The 14,916-nt window shown below is 61.0% G+C and carries 16 protein-coding genes; all 16 read right to left on the reverse strand.

Going from position 1 to position 14,916, the window contains the following annotated elements:
* Nucleotides 1-329 precede the first annotated feature (329 nt).
* The 16 genes from F474_RS02440 to F474_RS02520 all read right to left on the reverse strand — a co-directional run bounded on the left by F474_RS02440 (nucleotide 330) and on the right by F474_RS02520 (nucleotide 14,915).
* A complete protein-coding gene (locus tag F474_RS02440; protein WP_125483360.1) occupies nucleotides 330-1,682 on the reverse strand; it encodes an ATP-binding protein in 1,353 nt (450 codons plus the stop codon).
* A 109-nt stretch (nucleotides 1,683-1,791) separates the two neighbouring features.
* On the reverse strand, nucleotides 1,792-3,036 hold the full coding sequence (locus F474_RS02445; RefSeq protein ID WP_097084117.1) for an SGNH/GDSL hydrolase family protein: 1,245 nt from the start codon (nucleotides 3,034-3,036) through the stop codon (nucleotides 1,792-1,794).
* Nucleotides 3,033-3,245 (reverse strand): hypothetical protein, encoded by a 213-nt coding sequence (locus F474_RS02450; RefSeq protein ID WP_097084116.1) that lies wholly within the window; start codon nucleotides 3,243-3,245, stop codon nucleotides 3,033-3,035. Before F474_RS02450 ends, F474_RS02445 begins: the two co-directional genes overlap by 4 nt.
* Before the next feature lie 25 nt (nucleotides 3,246-3,270).
* Nucleotides 3,271-3,537, reverse strand: coding sequence for a hypothetical protein (locus F474_RS02455; protein WP_097084115.1), 267 nt, complete (start codon nucleotides 3,535-3,537; stop codon nucleotides 3,271-3,273).
* Nucleotides 3,534-3,935, reverse strand: coding sequence for a hypothetical protein (locus F474_RS02460; protein WP_097084114.1), 402 nt, complete (start codon nucleotides 3,933-3,935; stop codon nucleotides 3,534-3,536). The genes F474_RS02455 and F474_RS02460 overlap by 4 nt, the downstream gene beginning before the upstream one ends.
* Complete coding sequence (locus F474_RS02465; RefSeq protein WP_097084113.1) at nucleotides 3,932-4,381, reverse strand: structural protein P5; 450 nt, start codon at nucleotides 4,379-4,381, stop codon at nucleotides 3,932-3,934. The genes F474_RS02460 and F474_RS02465 overlap by 4 nt, the downstream gene beginning before the upstream one ends.
* A gap of 72 nt (nucleotides 4,382-4,453) precedes the next feature.
* The gene (locus F474_RS02470) at nucleotides 4,454-4,930 is read right to left on the reverse strand and encodes a DUF1353 domain-containing protein (protein ID WP_097084112.1); all 477 of its coding nucleotides are present in this window, start codon (nucleotides 4,928-4,930) and stop codon (nucleotides 4,454-4,456) included.
* Between the two features lie 7 nt (nucleotides 4,931-4,937).
* Entirely contained in the window at nucleotides 4,938-5,342 is a 405-nt protein-coding gene (locus F474_RS02475) for a hypothetical protein (RefSeq protein WP_097084111.1), read from the reverse strand.
* Between the two features lie 553 nt (nucleotides 5,343-5,895).
* Nucleotides 5,896-7,707, reverse strand: coding sequence for a hypothetical protein (locus tag F474_RS02485; protein ID WP_097084109.1), 1,812 nt, complete (start codon nucleotides 7,705-7,707; stop codon nucleotides 5,896-5,898).
* Between the two features lie 18 nt (nucleotides 7,708-7,725).
* A complete protein-coding gene (locus tag F474_RS02490; RefSeq protein WP_097084108.1) occupies nucleotides 7,726-8,580 on the reverse strand; it encodes a hypothetical protein in 855 nt (284 codons plus the stop codon).
* Nucleotides 8,580-8,870: a hypothetical protein gene (locus F474_RS02495; RefSeq protein ID WP_097084107.1), complete on the reverse strand. Its 291-nt coding sequence runs from the start codon at nucleotides 8,868-8,870 to the stop codon at nucleotides 8,580-8,582. Before F474_RS02495 ends, F474_RS02490 begins: the two co-directional genes overlap by 1 nt.
* 1 nt (nucleotide 8,871) lies before the next feature.
* A complete protein-coding gene (locus F474_RS02500; RefSeq protein ID WP_097084106.1) occupies nucleotides 8,872-12,423 on the reverse strand; it encodes a phage tail protein in 3,552 nt (1,183 codons plus the stop codon).
* Nucleotides 12,424-12,479: 56 nt separating this feature from the next.
* Complete coding sequence (locus tag F474_RS02505) at nucleotides 12,480-13,049, reverse strand: tail assembly protein (protein WP_097084105.1); 570 nt, start codon at nucleotides 13,047-13,049, stop codon at nucleotides 12,480-12,482.
* Between the two features lie 12 nt (nucleotides 13,050-13,061).
* Nucleotides 13,062-13,817, reverse strand: coding sequence for a C40 family peptidase (locus F474_RS02510; protein ID WP_097084104.1), 756 nt, complete (start codon nucleotides 13,815-13,817; stop codon nucleotides 13,062-13,064).
* 2 nt (nucleotides 13,818-13,819) lie between these two features.
* A complete protein-coding gene (locus F474_RS02515) occupies nucleotides 13,820-14,569 on the reverse strand; it encodes a phage minor tail protein L (RefSeq protein ID WP_097084103.1) in 750 nt (249 codons plus the stop codon).
* Between the two features lie 7 nt (nucleotides 14,570-14,576).
* A complete protein-coding gene (locus F474_RS02520; protein WP_097084102.1) occupies nucleotides 14,577-14,915 on the reverse strand; it encodes a phage tail protein in 339 nt (112 codons plus the stop codon).
* Nucleotide 14,916 lies beyond the last annotated feature (1 nt).

Genomic DNA, 14,916 nt, shown 5'->3' on the forward strand with positions numbered 1-14,916 from the left:
AAAGCTGGCGGGAATGCTGGGATATCAGCGAGGGATCGGTCGTCTGCCGGTGCTGTGAAGCAACGCAACGAGCCGCAGAGGCGCGGCGCCCTTTCGAGCACCGGGAGGGATGTGAGGCGGCCAGAGAAGTTGTTGAACTGCCATGGCTTGAGCTGACCGCGTTGCTTCGAGGGCATATAAAAACTTCCGTACGCCGTACTGCGCAACCGTGACCTGACGGTCAAACGCGATATTTATAGCCTAGCGGGCGCCAGAAGTTCGCCCGCCGTTATTAAAGCGTTTTTATGTCTGTTTTACCCGTTGCCGTACAGCGTCGGCTCAAACAGCTATTAGGCGTCACCAGGCCTGTACATTCTTGGTCTAGCCATGATGTAGGAATGGAACAACGAATCCTTAAATCGGTAAAATCGCTCACGAATTTTTTCTATTTCAGCACCATACTCGTCAGTCACCAACTGACCCACGTATTGGCTAGCATTGTCTACCCCCATGTCTAGCGCTGCTTTGTACGCATTTGTGGTGAAAATTTCGTTTGCTTCGTCTCTAGCCCCGGCCATTGCTTTGAGTACTGTTTCTCGCTGGGACGACGAGCCAACAGCACGCCGATATTTGCCTTCAAGAACAGGATCTACTTTTTTTTCAGCAATACCCGCAAGTGTAGCATTAATATCTTCGAGGGAAATCAGATATCTCTGGGCTTTATAGCTCTCTCTTAAAGCGAATTTACCGATCAAATGCACCATATAGGGATGACCTTGAGCCAAACCAATTATACGCTTGCGAGCTCCGAAATCGAACGCAATGTGATTTTGAATTGAAGCCTCTGCATTATCAATAATTTCCTGCAGTTCTTTTTCGTTCATTGGATCCAGACTAACTATACTGCCTGCAAACAACCTATCTGTCGATTCGTGCTCTCTCATTAGGGATTGAATGTCTTTGGCAACACCAACTATACAGAACTTGACCTGCGGACAGTTAGTTGCAAGGGCTTTTATAAAGGAGGCGAATCCATCTGGATTTGCAATCTGATCGAATTCATCGATCAGAATCAGGATACCATTCTTGGCCACACCGGCCTCTACAATGGCCCCGACCACATTCGAAAAAACGACGTCAACGCTATGGTTAGTGAGGGCCGGAGAGCTAGTATTTTCGTTTGCCTTGACTCCACCTAACTCACCACCGACCCCCAGGATTTTAGCACTAAACTTAGGAGAGTAGGATTCCATTACTTTCGAGGCCTGAGGGATGTCATAAATCCAACGACCTAGACAGCTCGCAGAAGTGAGCAAAGTCTCAAGCAGTTGATCGGTGCTTTTTATACTATTTCCACACGCAAAGTATATAGTTAAAAAATCCAACTTTTGATCATGTTTAACGCCTACCTTTTCAAGTATGGAATTATCCCCACTTCCGATAGCAACCACCTGACGGGCCAACGATGTCTTACCGATCCCGCGATTACCGACAATAGCTATATTAGAACCTTCAGCAAGCAACGCGTAGAACACGTCCTCTATCGCAGATTCTCGCCCGGCAAATTTAGCCGAATCACTGATTTCCTTTGCAGGAATAAACGCGTTTTCAATATCGGAAATACTTGGAGTAGGCATTTTTGAGTCCATTCGATTAGACGTTACGCTGAGGACGCGATAACGAAACACGAAATGTACAGACATTCATCGACTCAGCCAAGGGCATTTCCAGCGGCTCAGGCGCATCTTTGGGCGGTAGGAATATCGGTTAGCAGCTCCCACACACTGGACGGTGCGCCGTTCCGGCTTGGAGCTATACCTTCCTCACCCCGTACTGCCCGACCTTGACCTGAGAATCCAGAGCGATGCCCGTTGCCAGGTACAGCCCCATGCGGCTGGTGATGACAGTTTCGGTGCCGTCGTAGGTATAGCGCTGGGTTTCCAGGGCGCCCTTCCAGTTCGCGGGCATGGTGAACGGCTCTTGGTATTTGTCCATAGACCGGTAGTAGATGCTGGTCGACGTGCCGCTGACCGGCTTGATGATAATCAGCTCGGCCTCCCAGCCCAGAATACCGCGGCTGTTGCCGACGATCTCCGGCGCCGAAACCATCTCAATCACATCGCCGGCGGCCAGGTTGCCCAGCGTCAGGTTGGCCGCCTGCTGGACGTAAAGATACCCACCGGCCGCCGCCATGGTGCCGCCCAACTCAACGCACTGGTTTTCGCCCGCGGCTGTCTGCTCCTTGTACCAGCGCGTGCTGACACCGGTTAGGCCAGAGCCTGTGGCCTTGTAGCCGTCAGCGAGCACTGAACCGGCTACCGGGTTGACGCTAGCCGCAATGCTGCCACCGGTACCGGCCATAAGCGGATTGGCGTTCAGGCACCCGAACGGCCGAATGGCCGAGTAGAGGTCGGCGGCATCGGTAGGAAGTGGCACCCCGAAGAATTCGAAATTGGCCGTTACAATCGGGGCCAGTCGACCAGAGATGAAGTCGGCGCCCAGTATGTTGGGGTGCAGCCCCTCTACCGTCATGTCCTCGGTGAAGCCGTCCCAGATGTTCACCACCGGCACGTACTGGCTCACATAGCTCAGCACCCAGTCTTTGTAGGCGATCGCGTCAGCCAGAGCAGCGCCAGTCAGTGCTTTGCTGCCGAAGCGGGGCGTGCCGGTGCCAACGATCAGGTATTTGCCTGGCGTCAGCATGAATGACTGCACGATCTTCATCACATTGGCCTTGGAGTCGGCCAGGGTCATGCCCGCAGTGGTGCTGTCATTGGTGCGCGACAGCAACATCCAGAGATCGGCTGTAGCGGAAGCAAGGCAGTTTGGTAGCCGGACCATGAACTGGCCTGTGTTGTCGCCTACCTTGCCTTGATTGTCCTGCCAAGCCGGGAACAGGCCAGTCTTGGCCGCCAGCGCGCCGGCGTAACCGTAGTTTTCGGTACCGAAGGCAGTGGCCGCAATGGTGTGACAGTTGCCGCTGAAGCTGTCGCCCAGCAGGCCAAGGCCACGGCGGATACGACGGCGCGTGGGCTTCGCGCCCACTACAAGGCTCACTGCAGCACCTCGAAAGCCGCACCGGCATACGGCGTGATCCGCGTAGTGCTCTGGCCGAAATCCATCTGCCACGCGCCATCGGCTGCGAAGGTGTCAACCACCACCCAGCCACCCTCCACCATTTTTTCGACCGTCACGCTTCCACCATTCGCCTTCACCACAAGCGTTGCGCGCCCGATGTAGCTCTTCGTTACCTGCGCTGTTGCCATTCCAACCCCCGGCTCTTAGCCATGTTCATTGGCAGGCGCCGACGGCGGCCTGCAGTTCCTTCTCGTAGCCGATCCGCTGCCGGCGTTCGGCCAGCAGCGCCCGCACCTTCACTTCCAGGCTGTCACCCTTTTGCAGGCCGGCCGCTGCCCAGGCCGGTGCCGGCACGGCCGGCGCGCGACATGGCACTTGCACGGGCACCTCGACGCGCACGACGCGCGGTTCGGGCGCCGGAGCCTGCTGGCCCGCGCAGCCAACCAGCAACACGGCGAGCGCCGTGATCGGCCACTTCATAGCCCGAGCTCCTGATCGATGACGGCGGCCGCCGTTGCAGCAGGATCGCCACCGGTGCGCTCGCGCTGAATGCGGTTTGCTGCCTGGTAGTCGACTTCGGCGTCCTGGCGCGCCCGGGCGCCGGCTGCCTTGGCACTGGCCTCACGGTTCTGTGCCTCTGCTACAAGGCTCTGGATGGTGAGGTTCTGTTCGCCCACCTGCCCTTCCAGCGAGCCTGCAGTGATCTTGCAGCCGGCCAGGGCCTCGCCGGCCTGATTGGCCTGTTTCTGCGCCTCGGCTACCACCGGCCGGTAATGCCGCGCGGTCAGCCAGTAACCGGCAGAACCGCCCAAACCCAGAGCGATAAAGAACAGCGCCACCGCTGCGGCGGCCAGCAGCTTCAGCTGGGCCGGGTTCATGCCAGCGCCCGCCGCACACCCTCGGCGAGGACCGAATCCGGGTATGGGTTGTACCCGTTCTCATGAATGATGATGCCCTCGACCAGGGTGCGCAGCGTTGCGGGCTGGCGCACATCGATCGCTGCCTGGCCGGTCACGCCCAAGCGCTGGGCAATTGCCGCAACATAGGCGCCCGTGTCGTTCTCCCCAGGTGGTGCCCAGCGGTGGATGGTTTCCTGCACCGTGTCGATGCCTGGCCCGCCCACGCCGGGCTCACCGTCCTTACCGCGATAGGCAAGCAACAGCTTGCCCAGGGCGCGGATGCCGTTCTCGGGGCTGTCGAACCGGGCAAAGCGAGGCTTAGGAACCCCTTCCTCCAACCCTAGTTGGCCTTGCCATTGGTTGCGGGTGTTGAAGTCGATGTTGCCGGGGTTGTTGTTGCGGATGCCGCGAGTGGTGGTGCCCATGGTTTTCTCCAGGCAAAAAGAAACCCGCTCAAGGCGGGTGCAGGTGCAGCGGAAAAGTGCAGTTGGTGCAGGTCAGACAGCGCCGTAGTGCGGCGCTCCGCCCAGGCGCACGCCCAGCCAGAAAATCACCGCCCGCCAGTCGGCGGTGCCGTCGCCTCGGGTGAGCGCTCGGTAGAACAGCGCATCGCACTGCCGGCGCGGCAGCTGGCCCTGGCTGTAGAGCCAGTCGTGCAGGATGGCCGCGCGCATGCCATAACCGACCACTAGGCCATACAGCGCCAGGGCGCCCACGGAAATCAGCCACAGCAGCGGTGCCAGCCATGACCAGAACGTCAGCGCTATGCCGGCGAAGAGCGCGGTCAGGCCAGCCCAGCGGCAGACCTCTCGGAGGATGCGCACCGATGCCAGATCGCTGGTGAAGCCCGCAGGCACAACCTGCTGCCCGAGCTGTGGATCATTGAACATCAGCGGCTCCAGCAGCTGGAATTCCCAGCGACTGAGCTGGCGCGTGGCCGCTCCGGCGGCGAACTTGCCAATCGGTATCAGCATGGCCACCTCACTGAATGCCGGCGGCGGCGATGAATAGATCGTCGACTTGCTGATCGGTGAGGCCAACGGTCGATTGCAGGTGCAGCACCAGCGGCCAATCGCGGCGAACCTCCTGCGCGAACTGCCACTGGATCTGCGCGGCCTGGCCTTCGGTACCGGACATTGCGCCGATGGCGGCCTGCACCTGGTCGAGGATGCCAGCGTTCAGCATGGCCATGCGGGCCTGCATCATCGTGACGGACTCGGGCACCTTCACAGGCTCTGTCCATGCACGCACTTCCTCCCACGTGGGCTTAGGGCGTGGGTCCTGCCAGTCCAAGGCGTCATAAGCCTCTTCATCATCTGCGTCTAAAGTGCCGTAGTAGACGGCGCCAGGAACAAGCCCGTCCAAGGCAATAGCAGCGCTCGCCATGTCGTTACCTCAGTTGCGTGATTAAAACGTCAGTGTAAATTTCGTCAACTCCAAGCCCAGACGCTACACCCCCACCGTTGCCCGCTCGCGTGGTATTGACATACATGCGAACTTCCAGCGCAGAGGTGGCTGTCAATACGAAGCGCCCCCTTAGAGTGGAAGTGGTCTGAGCGTTGCCATTGGCGTTGTATTCGCTACTCCCAGTGATAAGAGTAAGTTGATCAGAAACACGGGTAAGAATTGCCTTGAACTGGTTAACGTAGTAGGCCGGAACGAACCCGAGTATCTCGTAAGTCCCAGCAGGCAGCGTGATCTGGTTGTTCGCCAGGCTAGCCCCCGATATATCGTTGGTCACGAGCACGTTGATAGTCCGGGTGCGCCAAGCGCCAGCTGTCAGATCTCCGCCCGCCACGGTAGAGTTCACACGGTGTTGGGCATGGAGTTTAGGTAGTCCAGCGTTAACGCTGGACTCCAGAGAAGACACCCTCGTAGACAGCGAGGCTACGTCCTGTCCTGCATTTGCGTTAGTTCGCGCGGTAGTCATGATTTTTCCTTATGCCCAGGCCCGGACGCGGACAGCCCATTGCGCCGTATTGAGTGTGGTCCAGGTGCCGCTATTCACGAGCACCAAGAGATTGGCGGCGGCGTACATGATCACGACGTTGGCCGTGCTCCATTTGAGCTGATAGCCGAAGTTGGCGCTGGTGCCCTGAGCATTCGGGAGCGGGATTACGTCCCCCACCGAGTATTCAGCGTTGGCGACCAGACAGATGAGCTCCAGCGAGGACATCTTCGGCACCACGTTCATCCCATGCGCAAGGGTGATGCGGCCATTGCTGGATATGGCTTGATTGGCGCTTGTCCACTCCTTGCTGAAAATGGACCCTGGTGGAAGGCTGGCGGTGTAGTCCAGCATTTCCCAATTGCCGCCGCCCAAGGAGCGAAACACTGCCATGTCCCCAGCATTGGTTTGGATGTTCACCCCACCCAGCAGCGCCAGCTTCGTCGCGTCATGATTGAGAAGGCGCGAGCCGGAGAACTTCACCCAACGGATAGCGCCGGCGGCTGTAACATCGAAAGCGGTGATTGTGGTGGTGCCCGCCAGAACCACGTTGTTTGAGCCAGACGCACCAATAGCAGGGGTGGCCGAGTCAGCGATGGTGATGGGAGCCTGGAAGTCCAGCGCACCCTGCATCTGACCACCCGACAGCGGCAGTTTGGTTGGGTCGCTTACCAGCGTGCCGGCCACATTGAACAGGGTCATGATCTCGCCGACAGACTTTGCCCCGACCTGTAGGACCACGTTGTTGCCATCGGTCGCCGTATAGTCCTGGCTATCGAGCAAAGTGCCCTGATACCAAATAGGCGAGCCCACCGTGTATCCGGTCGGGAAATTGAACGTAGTCTGACCCACAGCGGTGGAGGTGGCCTTGAGAATCTGTGCGTTCCCATCGCTAGACCCCTTGAGGGCTTTACCGTCCTTGCGCTGGTAGAAGGCCATGCGCCAACCATTGCTGCCGCGGGCTTCAAAGAGCGCGGTATCCCCGGCAGCGGTCATGAGGTCAGCGCCCCCCACTAGGTCCAGCTTGCCTGCTTCGTGCCTCAGCGTCCGAGAAGCATTGAACCGCACCAGTCTGACGCCGCTGGCGAGAGCATCGAAGCCCGTGACCGTGGTGGTGCCGATGAGGTTGACCGAGTTGGACGCCGCCGCGCCGATGGCCGGCGTTGCGGAATCCGCCACGTCGACCCTTGGCGCCCAGTTGAGAGGGCCGGCGATGGTATCCCCGGCCTTGTTCACCAGCTTGGAGGTATCAATGGAGGCCGCCGACTGCGCCGCCTGATCTCGGTATCCCTTGGCATCGCTCGCAGACTTACCTGCATTGGTTGCAGCGCTGTCAGCCGCCTGGCGATCGCCGGCCGCTGCCTGGGCCTGCTGGGTCGCCGTGCTGGCGGCCGAAGTTGCGACCTGGGCCTTCTCGGTAGCCGTGTCAGCAGCCCCAGCCGCCGCCCCCTGCGACTCTAGGGCCGCAGCGGCGGATTGCTCTGCCTTCGCTGCATTCTCGCTGGCGCTGGAGGTCCCTTCCGTGAACTCCTTGGTCGCCAGCCGCAGCGCGTCGGCCGAAGCCTTGTTGTAGCCCTGTATCGGAACGATGGCGTAGGTGCCGGCCGCAACAGTCGTGCCCTGGTACACCGGCTGAATGGCCAGTACGCCGTCGCTCGCAATGTTGGTCACTTCGTACCAGCGGCCGTCTGGGCCGAGAAAGGCATCGCCCACTCGGGAATTGCTGACGAAGGCGGTGCCGGCGCCGGTGACTGTCGGCGAATTTTGCGTGCACGAAACCGTGCCCTGTCGTTGCCAGGCCATGGGGTGTCCTTGGTGTGGTCAGATCTGGAAGGGAAACTGCAAGCCAGCTGTGCTGATGAACGTGGCTGCGGGGAGAATCCCCGGCACATTGGAAAACTGGGTGTAAACGACGTTGGACGCCACTTGGTTGTTTACGTAAGCGCCGGCAACACTGCGAAAAGCAAACCGCACGTTATTACCGTTGCCGTAGGCGAACTCACTCACAGAATGGGCATTGCGTGGGTCTACATCGGTCCCACCCCATACCTGTGCGGCGCGGGTGAACGCGATATTGGCTGCGACTTCACCTGTAAGGCCCGTAGGCATATCGATCCAAGTGATGGCATGAAATATCGGCGACTCCCACGTCACCATAGTTGAGCCACCAATGTAGGCCGCCAAAGCGCCCCTCGGATGCCCTTCGGGCGCCAGCCCTGGAACACCCGGCGCGGTGACGCTGCCTCTCACGTTGAGAGGCGCCTGCCGAGAATTGAAGGTCACTACGTTATCGGTATTGCGGAAGATCAGCGCCGGGCCAGTGCCCGCCTCTCGCATTTGATCAAACACGAATATCTTGACCCCAGAACCCGCGCCAGAAAACAGCCAGGTGAATCGTGAACCGCTGCGCTCGGTGCCTTCCAGGAACGCCTGGCCTACCACATAGATAATCGGTGCAATGCATTTCTCGGCGCTGAACTCATAGATGGCGTCGGCGTAGTAGGTAGTCGACTGCCAGCTGGATTCAAGATTGGGATCGGAGTTGATGTAGGGCTTGGTCTTCCCATACCAGGTCTCGCGATAAACGAGGTTTCCTGACGCGATAAGGCCATAGTTGATGTAATCGGTGTCGATGATGGTTTCATCGTCCTCAGTTTTGACCAGTAGACGAGCCATCAGCGCACCCCATAATAAATTCGGGCAGAAACGGGGTATTCGCCAAACCCGCTGCGGTAGCTGAACGCCCAGCTGATGGTGTCGCCGCTGAGTGACACTGCCGGCCCTTTGCCTTTGAGCCCCGTGGAGCCCAGCGGCACCCGGACAAACCAACGCGTGCCCGGCGGCCAGGAAAGTGTCCGGCTCCCCCCGCCGGTGCCCGTTTCAAAATTGCCGACTGAGCGTGATATCCGCGAGGTCATGTCCAGGGTCACCAGTGCCTCGGAGCTCTTAATGATCAGACCTGCCATATCAAAGCCCCAGATAGATGGCTTCCACCCCATTGGGATGGAAAACGCGCAACGCGGTGTTGGTAAGCTGTAGCCTCCCGCCGCCGGCCACGTTCCCGTTGATCTCGTACAGGCCATCCTTGGTCATGCGCCAGCCCGTCTGCCCGGCCACGAAGTTGGTGGACTGCAAGGCTTCGGCGATCTTGGCCATGGTCAGCGTGCCGTCGGCAATGAAGGCCTGGCTGATGAACACCTGGCCGTTCTGCACCACGAAAGGCGTGAAGCTGGTCCCGCCCTCCAGGGTGCTCACGACTGCGAAGCGGTCGGCCGACACCAGAAACTGGCTCTGCAATCCAGTCTCGGTGTTCTCGATGCCCAAGCCTATGCCGGCGGCGACATAACGCCCGTCCTGCGTCAGCTGCATCTTTACCGACCACATCGTCTGCAGCTTGCCGTCGGTACCGGCCTGAGCCTCACTGACCTGCTTGATCACCGCCTCGTTGTCGCCGGCGCGTGCTTCCAGCTGCTCGAAGTGCCGCGCGGTGGCGCCTTCGTTGGTGGCGATCGTCTCCTGAATGTCGGTGATCCGGGCATTCAGGTTGTCACCCACCTCAGCCTCGAGCTGCACCATGCGTTGCGCCAGCGCTTCGTCGGCGGTCGCGCGGGTCTTCGACTCCTCAGTGATCTTGGCCTGCGCTTGCCAGCCCTGCACGGCATCATCCATGTCGCCGTTGCCGTCGTCGTCCCGGTAGGCCGCTTGCAGGCCGCGTACCTGGGATGCGGTGGCGGTGATTTGCCCGTCGAGCTCCTCAATATCGGTACTGTTGCGATCGACCTGCTGCGCCAGGCCGTTGGCCGTTTCCAAAACCTCGCCCACGTCGCGCCAGTAGGCAGCGTTCGGCGGAGGGGTCTCCACCGGCACCGCCTGTGCAGCCTGGTAGATCCGGCCGCCGTCGATGACGATCTCGCCCTTGCCGTAGGTCTTTTCCGGGTTGTACGCCGACAGGCTGTCGAAGGCGTCGATCTGGTCCTGCAAGCCTTCGAGCATGTTGGCCAGGTCCTTGCCCAGCTCGGTTTCACCGATCTGGCCGGCTAGGTAGTCAAGGATAGGGCCAGCATCGGCGCCGGACATCCCCATCACTCCACCCCCAGTTGGGTACCAAGGGCCGACGTTGCCAGTGCGGTCGATCAAGCGCGCCCAGAAGAAGAAGCGCACGCCTGCCGACAGCCCTTGGAGCAGGTACTCGGCCTGAGGGTAAGCCAGGTCGCTGAGCTTTGTCGCGTCGTCCCGGCTGGTGGTGGTGCTGTACCAGATCTCGGTCCGCTGTGTGTCCTCTGCACCAGGCGGGAAAGTCCACTTCAGCTGGATACCGAAGACTTGGCCGAGCGCAGTCAGGCTGGCAACCGCCGGAGGCAGCCCCTCCTTTCCGTTCAGGCGGGTCAGTACCGACTCGCGCCACGTGGACGACACGTCGAAGGCGCTCACCGCGCGCACGCGCGCCAAGTAGGACCCGGCGTAAATGCCTGCGATATCGACGTTGGTAGTGCCGGTGCGCTGCACCTTGATCCAGTTGCCGCTGTCCTTGCGCCACTCCACGTCATAGCCCACTGCGCCATCCACTGCCGGCCAGGCGATCGTCATGGTGCTGACAGCCAGGCCTTGGTCGATAGCGTAGGTCGACGACAGCGTGATGCTGGCCGGCGCCGGCACCGTGGTGACGGGAATGGCGCTGATCGGCCGCTGCTCGAGCCTGGCACCGCTGTCGATGTGGTCGAATTTGCTGGGCTCATACTGCAGGGCGGTGATATCGACTTTGCCGTCGGCGTTGCGCTTTACGGTGAGCACCCGGTAGAGCGGGATTGCCAGGTCGTCGGCATCCAGCGCCCAGGCCAACTGCGCCGCCGGCGCCTCGCTGTAGGCAGTAGTTACTGTAATGACCCGCCCCGCCACGCTGCGCACAGTGCGCGCCTGCGCTTGGCCGCTAGGCAGGTTGATGATCAGCCGATCGCCGGCCTTGGCCAGGGTGCCGCGATCAAGTGTCACCGTGGTGGCTGTGGCCGCTGAGATCCGCCCGCCTACCTGCCGCCCCGCCAGCAGCGAGTCAGCAACTGGAATGATGAAGCCTGGCAGCGGAATGCTGCCCTCCATTCCGGTCGAGAACGCGACGGTACGGTCCTGGTTGTTGCTCATCACCACCCAATTACCGCGGCGCTGTGCCTCGGAAGCACGCGTGCACCCGATGGCGCTCAGCTCGGTGGGCTTGTCGCCGTAGCGGCGCTGCAATTCGGTGTCAGCGTAGACGGTTACGTCGGTGTCGTAATTGTTCTGGGGGTTGTCGTAGCTCACCAGCGCCCGGGTATAGCGGGTTTTCACCGAAGCGCTGCCGTAGCTGAACTTGCCGTCGACGACGTTGGCGCGGGTGAACACGTAGTCGATGTCTTGAGCGCGCGGCATGTCGGCCTGCATCACCAGCTGGCCCTGAGCCCAATACGTCATGCCACGGTAGATCGCCGAGATGTCACGCAGCAGCGACCAGGCATCAGCCTTGCCCTGCAGGTTCATGTCGCATAGAAAGCGCGGCTCCTGGCCGCCCAGGCCATCGGAAACCAACTGGTCGCAGTATTGCGCGATCCGGTACAGCTCCCACTTATCGACCATCCAGGCCTTGATGCGTTTGCCCAAGCCGAAACGGTCCTGAGTGCATATGCCAAAAGTGATCCAGGCCGGGTTGTTGGTCCAGGCCTCCTTCAAAGAACCATCCCAGATGCCGGTATAGGTGCGGCTGTCCGGGTCGTAGTTGCTCGGCACCTGCCACCGGCGGCCGCGGGCCCTCACCGTCACTGCGGGGATATTGGTGAACTGCTCCGCGTCGAACTCAATGTAGAGCAGCGCCGTATTGGGGTAACGCAGCTTGGCGTCGATCACTTCGGTGTAACCCGCCAGCAGCATGGTATCGGCGATGCGGTTGCTGTTCTGGTTGGCGGTGAGCCGGCGCACACGGATCTGCCAGCCGCTGGTGGCCTTAGGCAGGTCGATGCGGCGCGATCGCTCGTACCGAGTGGTGGTCTTGCCGTCTACCGCCTCGCTCAGCACCTGCTGGAATGCGCCACCGTCAGTGGCTACGTCGATGGCGTAGGCTATGCGGTAACCGCCCACGTTACCCTCGTTGTCCTGCTGCTGGAGCGCTGGCCAGGCCAAACGAACACGAACAGCGGAAAGCTGGCTGTTGGTCAGCGAGCGCACCCAGGCGCTTTCGCTGCGCAACTCGACGTTCACCGTAGTCTCGTTCTCAACCGAGGGGATACCCGGGATGTAGCTCTGCTCGACGCTGCCCGGGCGCCACTCCCACTTCACACCGGGGAAGTTCACGTTGCCACCGGCATCAGCGATCGGCGTGTTGTCCAGATAGATGTCCTGATTCGTCGGCGTGCCGTCGAATTCGCCCTCGCCCACAGCGATCAGGATCTTGGCCAGGTTGGTGGAGCGCAGGCTGTCGGAGGCCTCGTAGGGCTCCTTGGCCTTGCTGCTGCCGCCTTTGGCGCCGTGGATTTCAATGCGTTCGGCCGCGCCCATGCTTTTCTCCAGGCATAAAAAAACCGCCCGGAGGCGGTTGTGTGCGGATGTTCAGATCAGGTCTTGTCTTCGGCGTAAATCGACGCCGAGATAATCGCCCCACCCCACCGGCGCTCACCGATGCAGATGGGTACCGGGTTGCCGCTTGCGGTGGTGTTCTTGGCGCTGCCGAAGGCGTAGCTGGGCAGGTTTTCCGGTGAGGCGCTTTGTCTTAGCCCAGAGGCCTGGGGGCTGAGCATTTGGATCACGCCGCCGACCGCCAGCCCCGCTCCCAGCTGTACAGCCCAGGCCTGTCCGAAGTACGTGCCAGCCACGATCAGGACTGCGCCGATCACCGTTTGTAGGATGCCTGCGCGCTTGCTGCCAGCCAGAACTGGCACGATGCGCAGTTCTCGAGTACCTCCCAGGGCGAACGCATCATCGTTGACGTTGGCTCGGTTGCGGAAAATAGCAAACCGCATGCCGAGGCGGTCAAGGCGCCTGATTTCCGCCTCGAAGCCTGCAAGCGTTGCGTTAAGCGCCTTGAAGACTTCCCAAGATTGCCCTGAGTCCAGGTGCCGCTCATGGGTCCGGCCGAACTTTCGCGCCAGCGGGCCGGATAGCTTGATGCTGACAGTGCAAGACACGGTTGACTCCTGTTAAACGGAAGATATTTGCCGTAGCACTAGGCGCGTACGGTCGAACCAAGGCCCACCGTAGATAATGATCTCGCTGGGCCGCCCGTACAGGTGATGCAGCAGGAACGGACCAGCGCCGTGCACGGCAGAATCCTCGCCGGGAAGGCCAGGATCACTGCCTAGGTAGATTCCGGCATGGTTCGGGTGCACGGTGCGCCCGATCGTCATGACCACCAGGTCCCCGCGCTTAGGCTGATCAACCCGCACGAACCCGGCGTCTGCATAGCGATCTTCGTAGTGGCTCGGACCGTCCGCCCTTTCCCACCATCCATCCTCGCGATCGTAGGCGGGAAACTCCACGCCCATCTCGCGCTGATACCAGTCGGCACACACTTGCCAGCAGTCCCAGGCGCCGTGCACGAACGGGCGCCCCAGCAGCGGCGTGCTGCCGGCGGGCACAATCGTGCGCAAGTCACCCTCTGGCCAGGACAGAATGTGCCAGGGCAGGCCTGAGGCCTCGCACATCGCCAGGTCGCGCGGCGAAGGCCGGCTCGTAGCGTCGGGGTGGCTGTGCACCACCGCGATGATCTCGCCCTGGTCCTCGGCTGCCGCATAGGCCCCGGGCGCGATGCAGAACTCCTCGGTCGCCTGGGCGGCAGTGTTCTCGCACGGCAAGTACCGCTGTTTGCGTCCGATCTTCAGCACCAGGCCGCAGCACTCGCGCGGATACACCTCCGCTGCGTGGGCCTGGATGGCCTCCAGGAGTTGTTTCTGCATGGTCAGCTCCTGGCGATCAGGGATACGGCGGGAAAGCCGCCAAACGGCAGCTCGTTGCCCTCACCGAAGCGGGGGATACATCCTCGACCGAGCGTGGCATCGCACTGATCCTTCTCGGGGTCGTCGGTCAGCGCGCCATCCCTGTCGCGGTAGGGTCCGGTGTAGCCGCAGTTCGGGCCCCGGTAACCACCAGTCAGGCACCAGTGGCAGAGCGTCGTCATCTGTCTGCCGACTATCTCGTTGCCCACGTCGCCCGGGCTGGCCAGCTCCCAGGTGACCGATTCGCCGTCCTCGTTGGTCTTCTGGTCGATGTACCAGACCTCGATCGATTCCTGGGTCGGGTCTGCCTCCGGGTTGCCGTCCGGGAAATTCTCAGCGTCGAGGTAGGTGCCGAGCGTGTGCCGCATCGTTAGCTTGAACTCGAGCAGGTCCGAAAACGCCAGGCACAGGGCCGTGATGCGGCCATTGACGTTGCCGGCGGAGAAGGTCGGCCGCACGGCCGTGCCATTCCCGTTCGCCTCAACGCCATCCAGCTGCACCGGCCAGGCGGCGTACTCGTTGCCCTGCCACAAGACCGGCTTGGCCGGTAACTGATCGGCATCGGCGCCGGCGGCGAGCAGCTCCTCCGGCGTGTGCGGGATCGCATGGCCGTGGAAGCGCAGAACATCGGCGCCGTAGTCGCTACCGTCGAGCTCGAACAACAATACCTCGCTGCCAGGCTCAAGCGTCTGGATTTCTCGAATTAGTGTCATGGCTGCTCTAGGGGTGGAAGGCTTGCTTGAAGGTGGCGGTAAGCTTGAATACGCCGCCCCCCATGGGCGTGGGCTTGGGGTCCGTGCACCTGTACAGTCCCAATTCCCCCAAAGGGTTCGTCCAAAGGAAGGCTCTGGCGCCACCGTGCCGGTCAAGGAAATTCAGGATTTCCAGCATCTTGGCCTTCGGCGCAGTGTGGGTGATGGGAAAGGATTGCTCCTTGTTGTTCGGCCCATCCCCCGCCGTCTGGGTGTATCCATCGCCGAACTGGATAATGCGCACACGGTAGGTGATTTCTCCTGCGTCACCGGTTTGCACCGGCCAGGTGAACGTTTCAATCGCCATA

Origin of the sequence: Pseudomonas sp. URIL14HWK12:I12 (assembly GCF_003097135.1) — a bacterium.
Classification (GTDB): domain Bacteria; phylum Pseudomonadota; class Gammaproteobacteria; order Pseudomonadales; family Pseudomonadaceae; genus Aquipseudomonas.

Excerpts from the sequence above, each read along its gene's own strand:
- F474_RS02465 (WP_097084113.1), bottom strand. The coding sequence starts at position 4,381 with ATGGGCACCACCACTCGCGGCATCCGCAACAACAACCCCGGCAACATC.
- F474_RS02440 (WP_125483360.1), bottom strand. The coding sequence starts at position 1,682 with ATGTCTGTACATTTCGTGTTTCGTTATCGCGTCCTCAGCGTAACGTCT.
- F474_RS02450 (WP_097084116.1), bottom strand. The coding sequence starts at position 3,245 with ATGGCAACAGCGCAGGTAACGAAGAGCTACATCGGGCGCGCAACGCTT.
- F474_RS02475 (WP_097084111.1), bottom strand. The coding sequence starts at position 5,342 with ATGGCGAGCGCTGCTATTGCCTTGGACGGGCTTGTTCCTGGCGCCGTC.
- F474_RS02500 (WP_097084106.1), bottom strand. The coding sequence starts at position 12,423 with ATGGGCGCGGCCGAACGCATTGAAATCCACGGCGCCAAAGGCGGCAGC.
- F474_RS02485 (WP_097084109.1), bottom strand. The coding sequence starts at position 7,707 with ATGGCCTGGCAACGACAGGGCACGGTTTCGTGCACGCAAAATTCGCCG.
- F474_RS02520 (WP_097084102.1), bottom strand. The coding sequence starts at position 14,915 with ATGGCGATTGAAACGTTCACCTGGCCGGTGCAAACCGGTGACGCAGGA.
- F474_RS02455 (WP_097084115.1), bottom strand. The coding sequence starts at position 3,537 with ATGAAGTGGCCGATCACGGCGCTCGCCGTGTTGCTGGTTGGCTGCGCG.
- F474_RS02515 (WP_097084103.1), bottom strand. The coding sequence starts at position 14,569 with ATGACACTAATTCGAGAAATCCAGACGCTTGAGCCTGGCAGCGAGGTA.
- F474_RS02460 (WP_097084114.1), bottom strand. The coding sequence starts at position 3,935 with ATGAACCCGGCCCAGCTGAAGCTGCTGGCCGCCGCAGCGGTGGCGCTG.
- F474_RS02510 (WP_097084104.1), bottom strand. The coding sequence starts at position 13,817 with ATGCAGAAACAACTCCTGGAGGCCATCCAGGCCCACGCAGCGGAGGTG.
- F474_RS02490 (WP_097084108.1), bottom strand. The coding sequence starts at position 8,580 with ATGGCTCGTCTACTGGTCAAAACTGAGGACGATGAAACCATCATCGAC.
- F474_RS02470 (WP_097084112.1), bottom strand. The coding sequence starts at position 4,930 with ATGCTGATACCGATTGGCAAGTTCGCCGCCGGAGCGGCCACGCGCCAG.
- F474_RS02495 (WP_097084107.1), bottom strand. The coding sequence starts at position 8,870 with ATGGCAGGTCTGATCATTAAGAGCTCCGAGGCACTGGTGACCCTGGAC.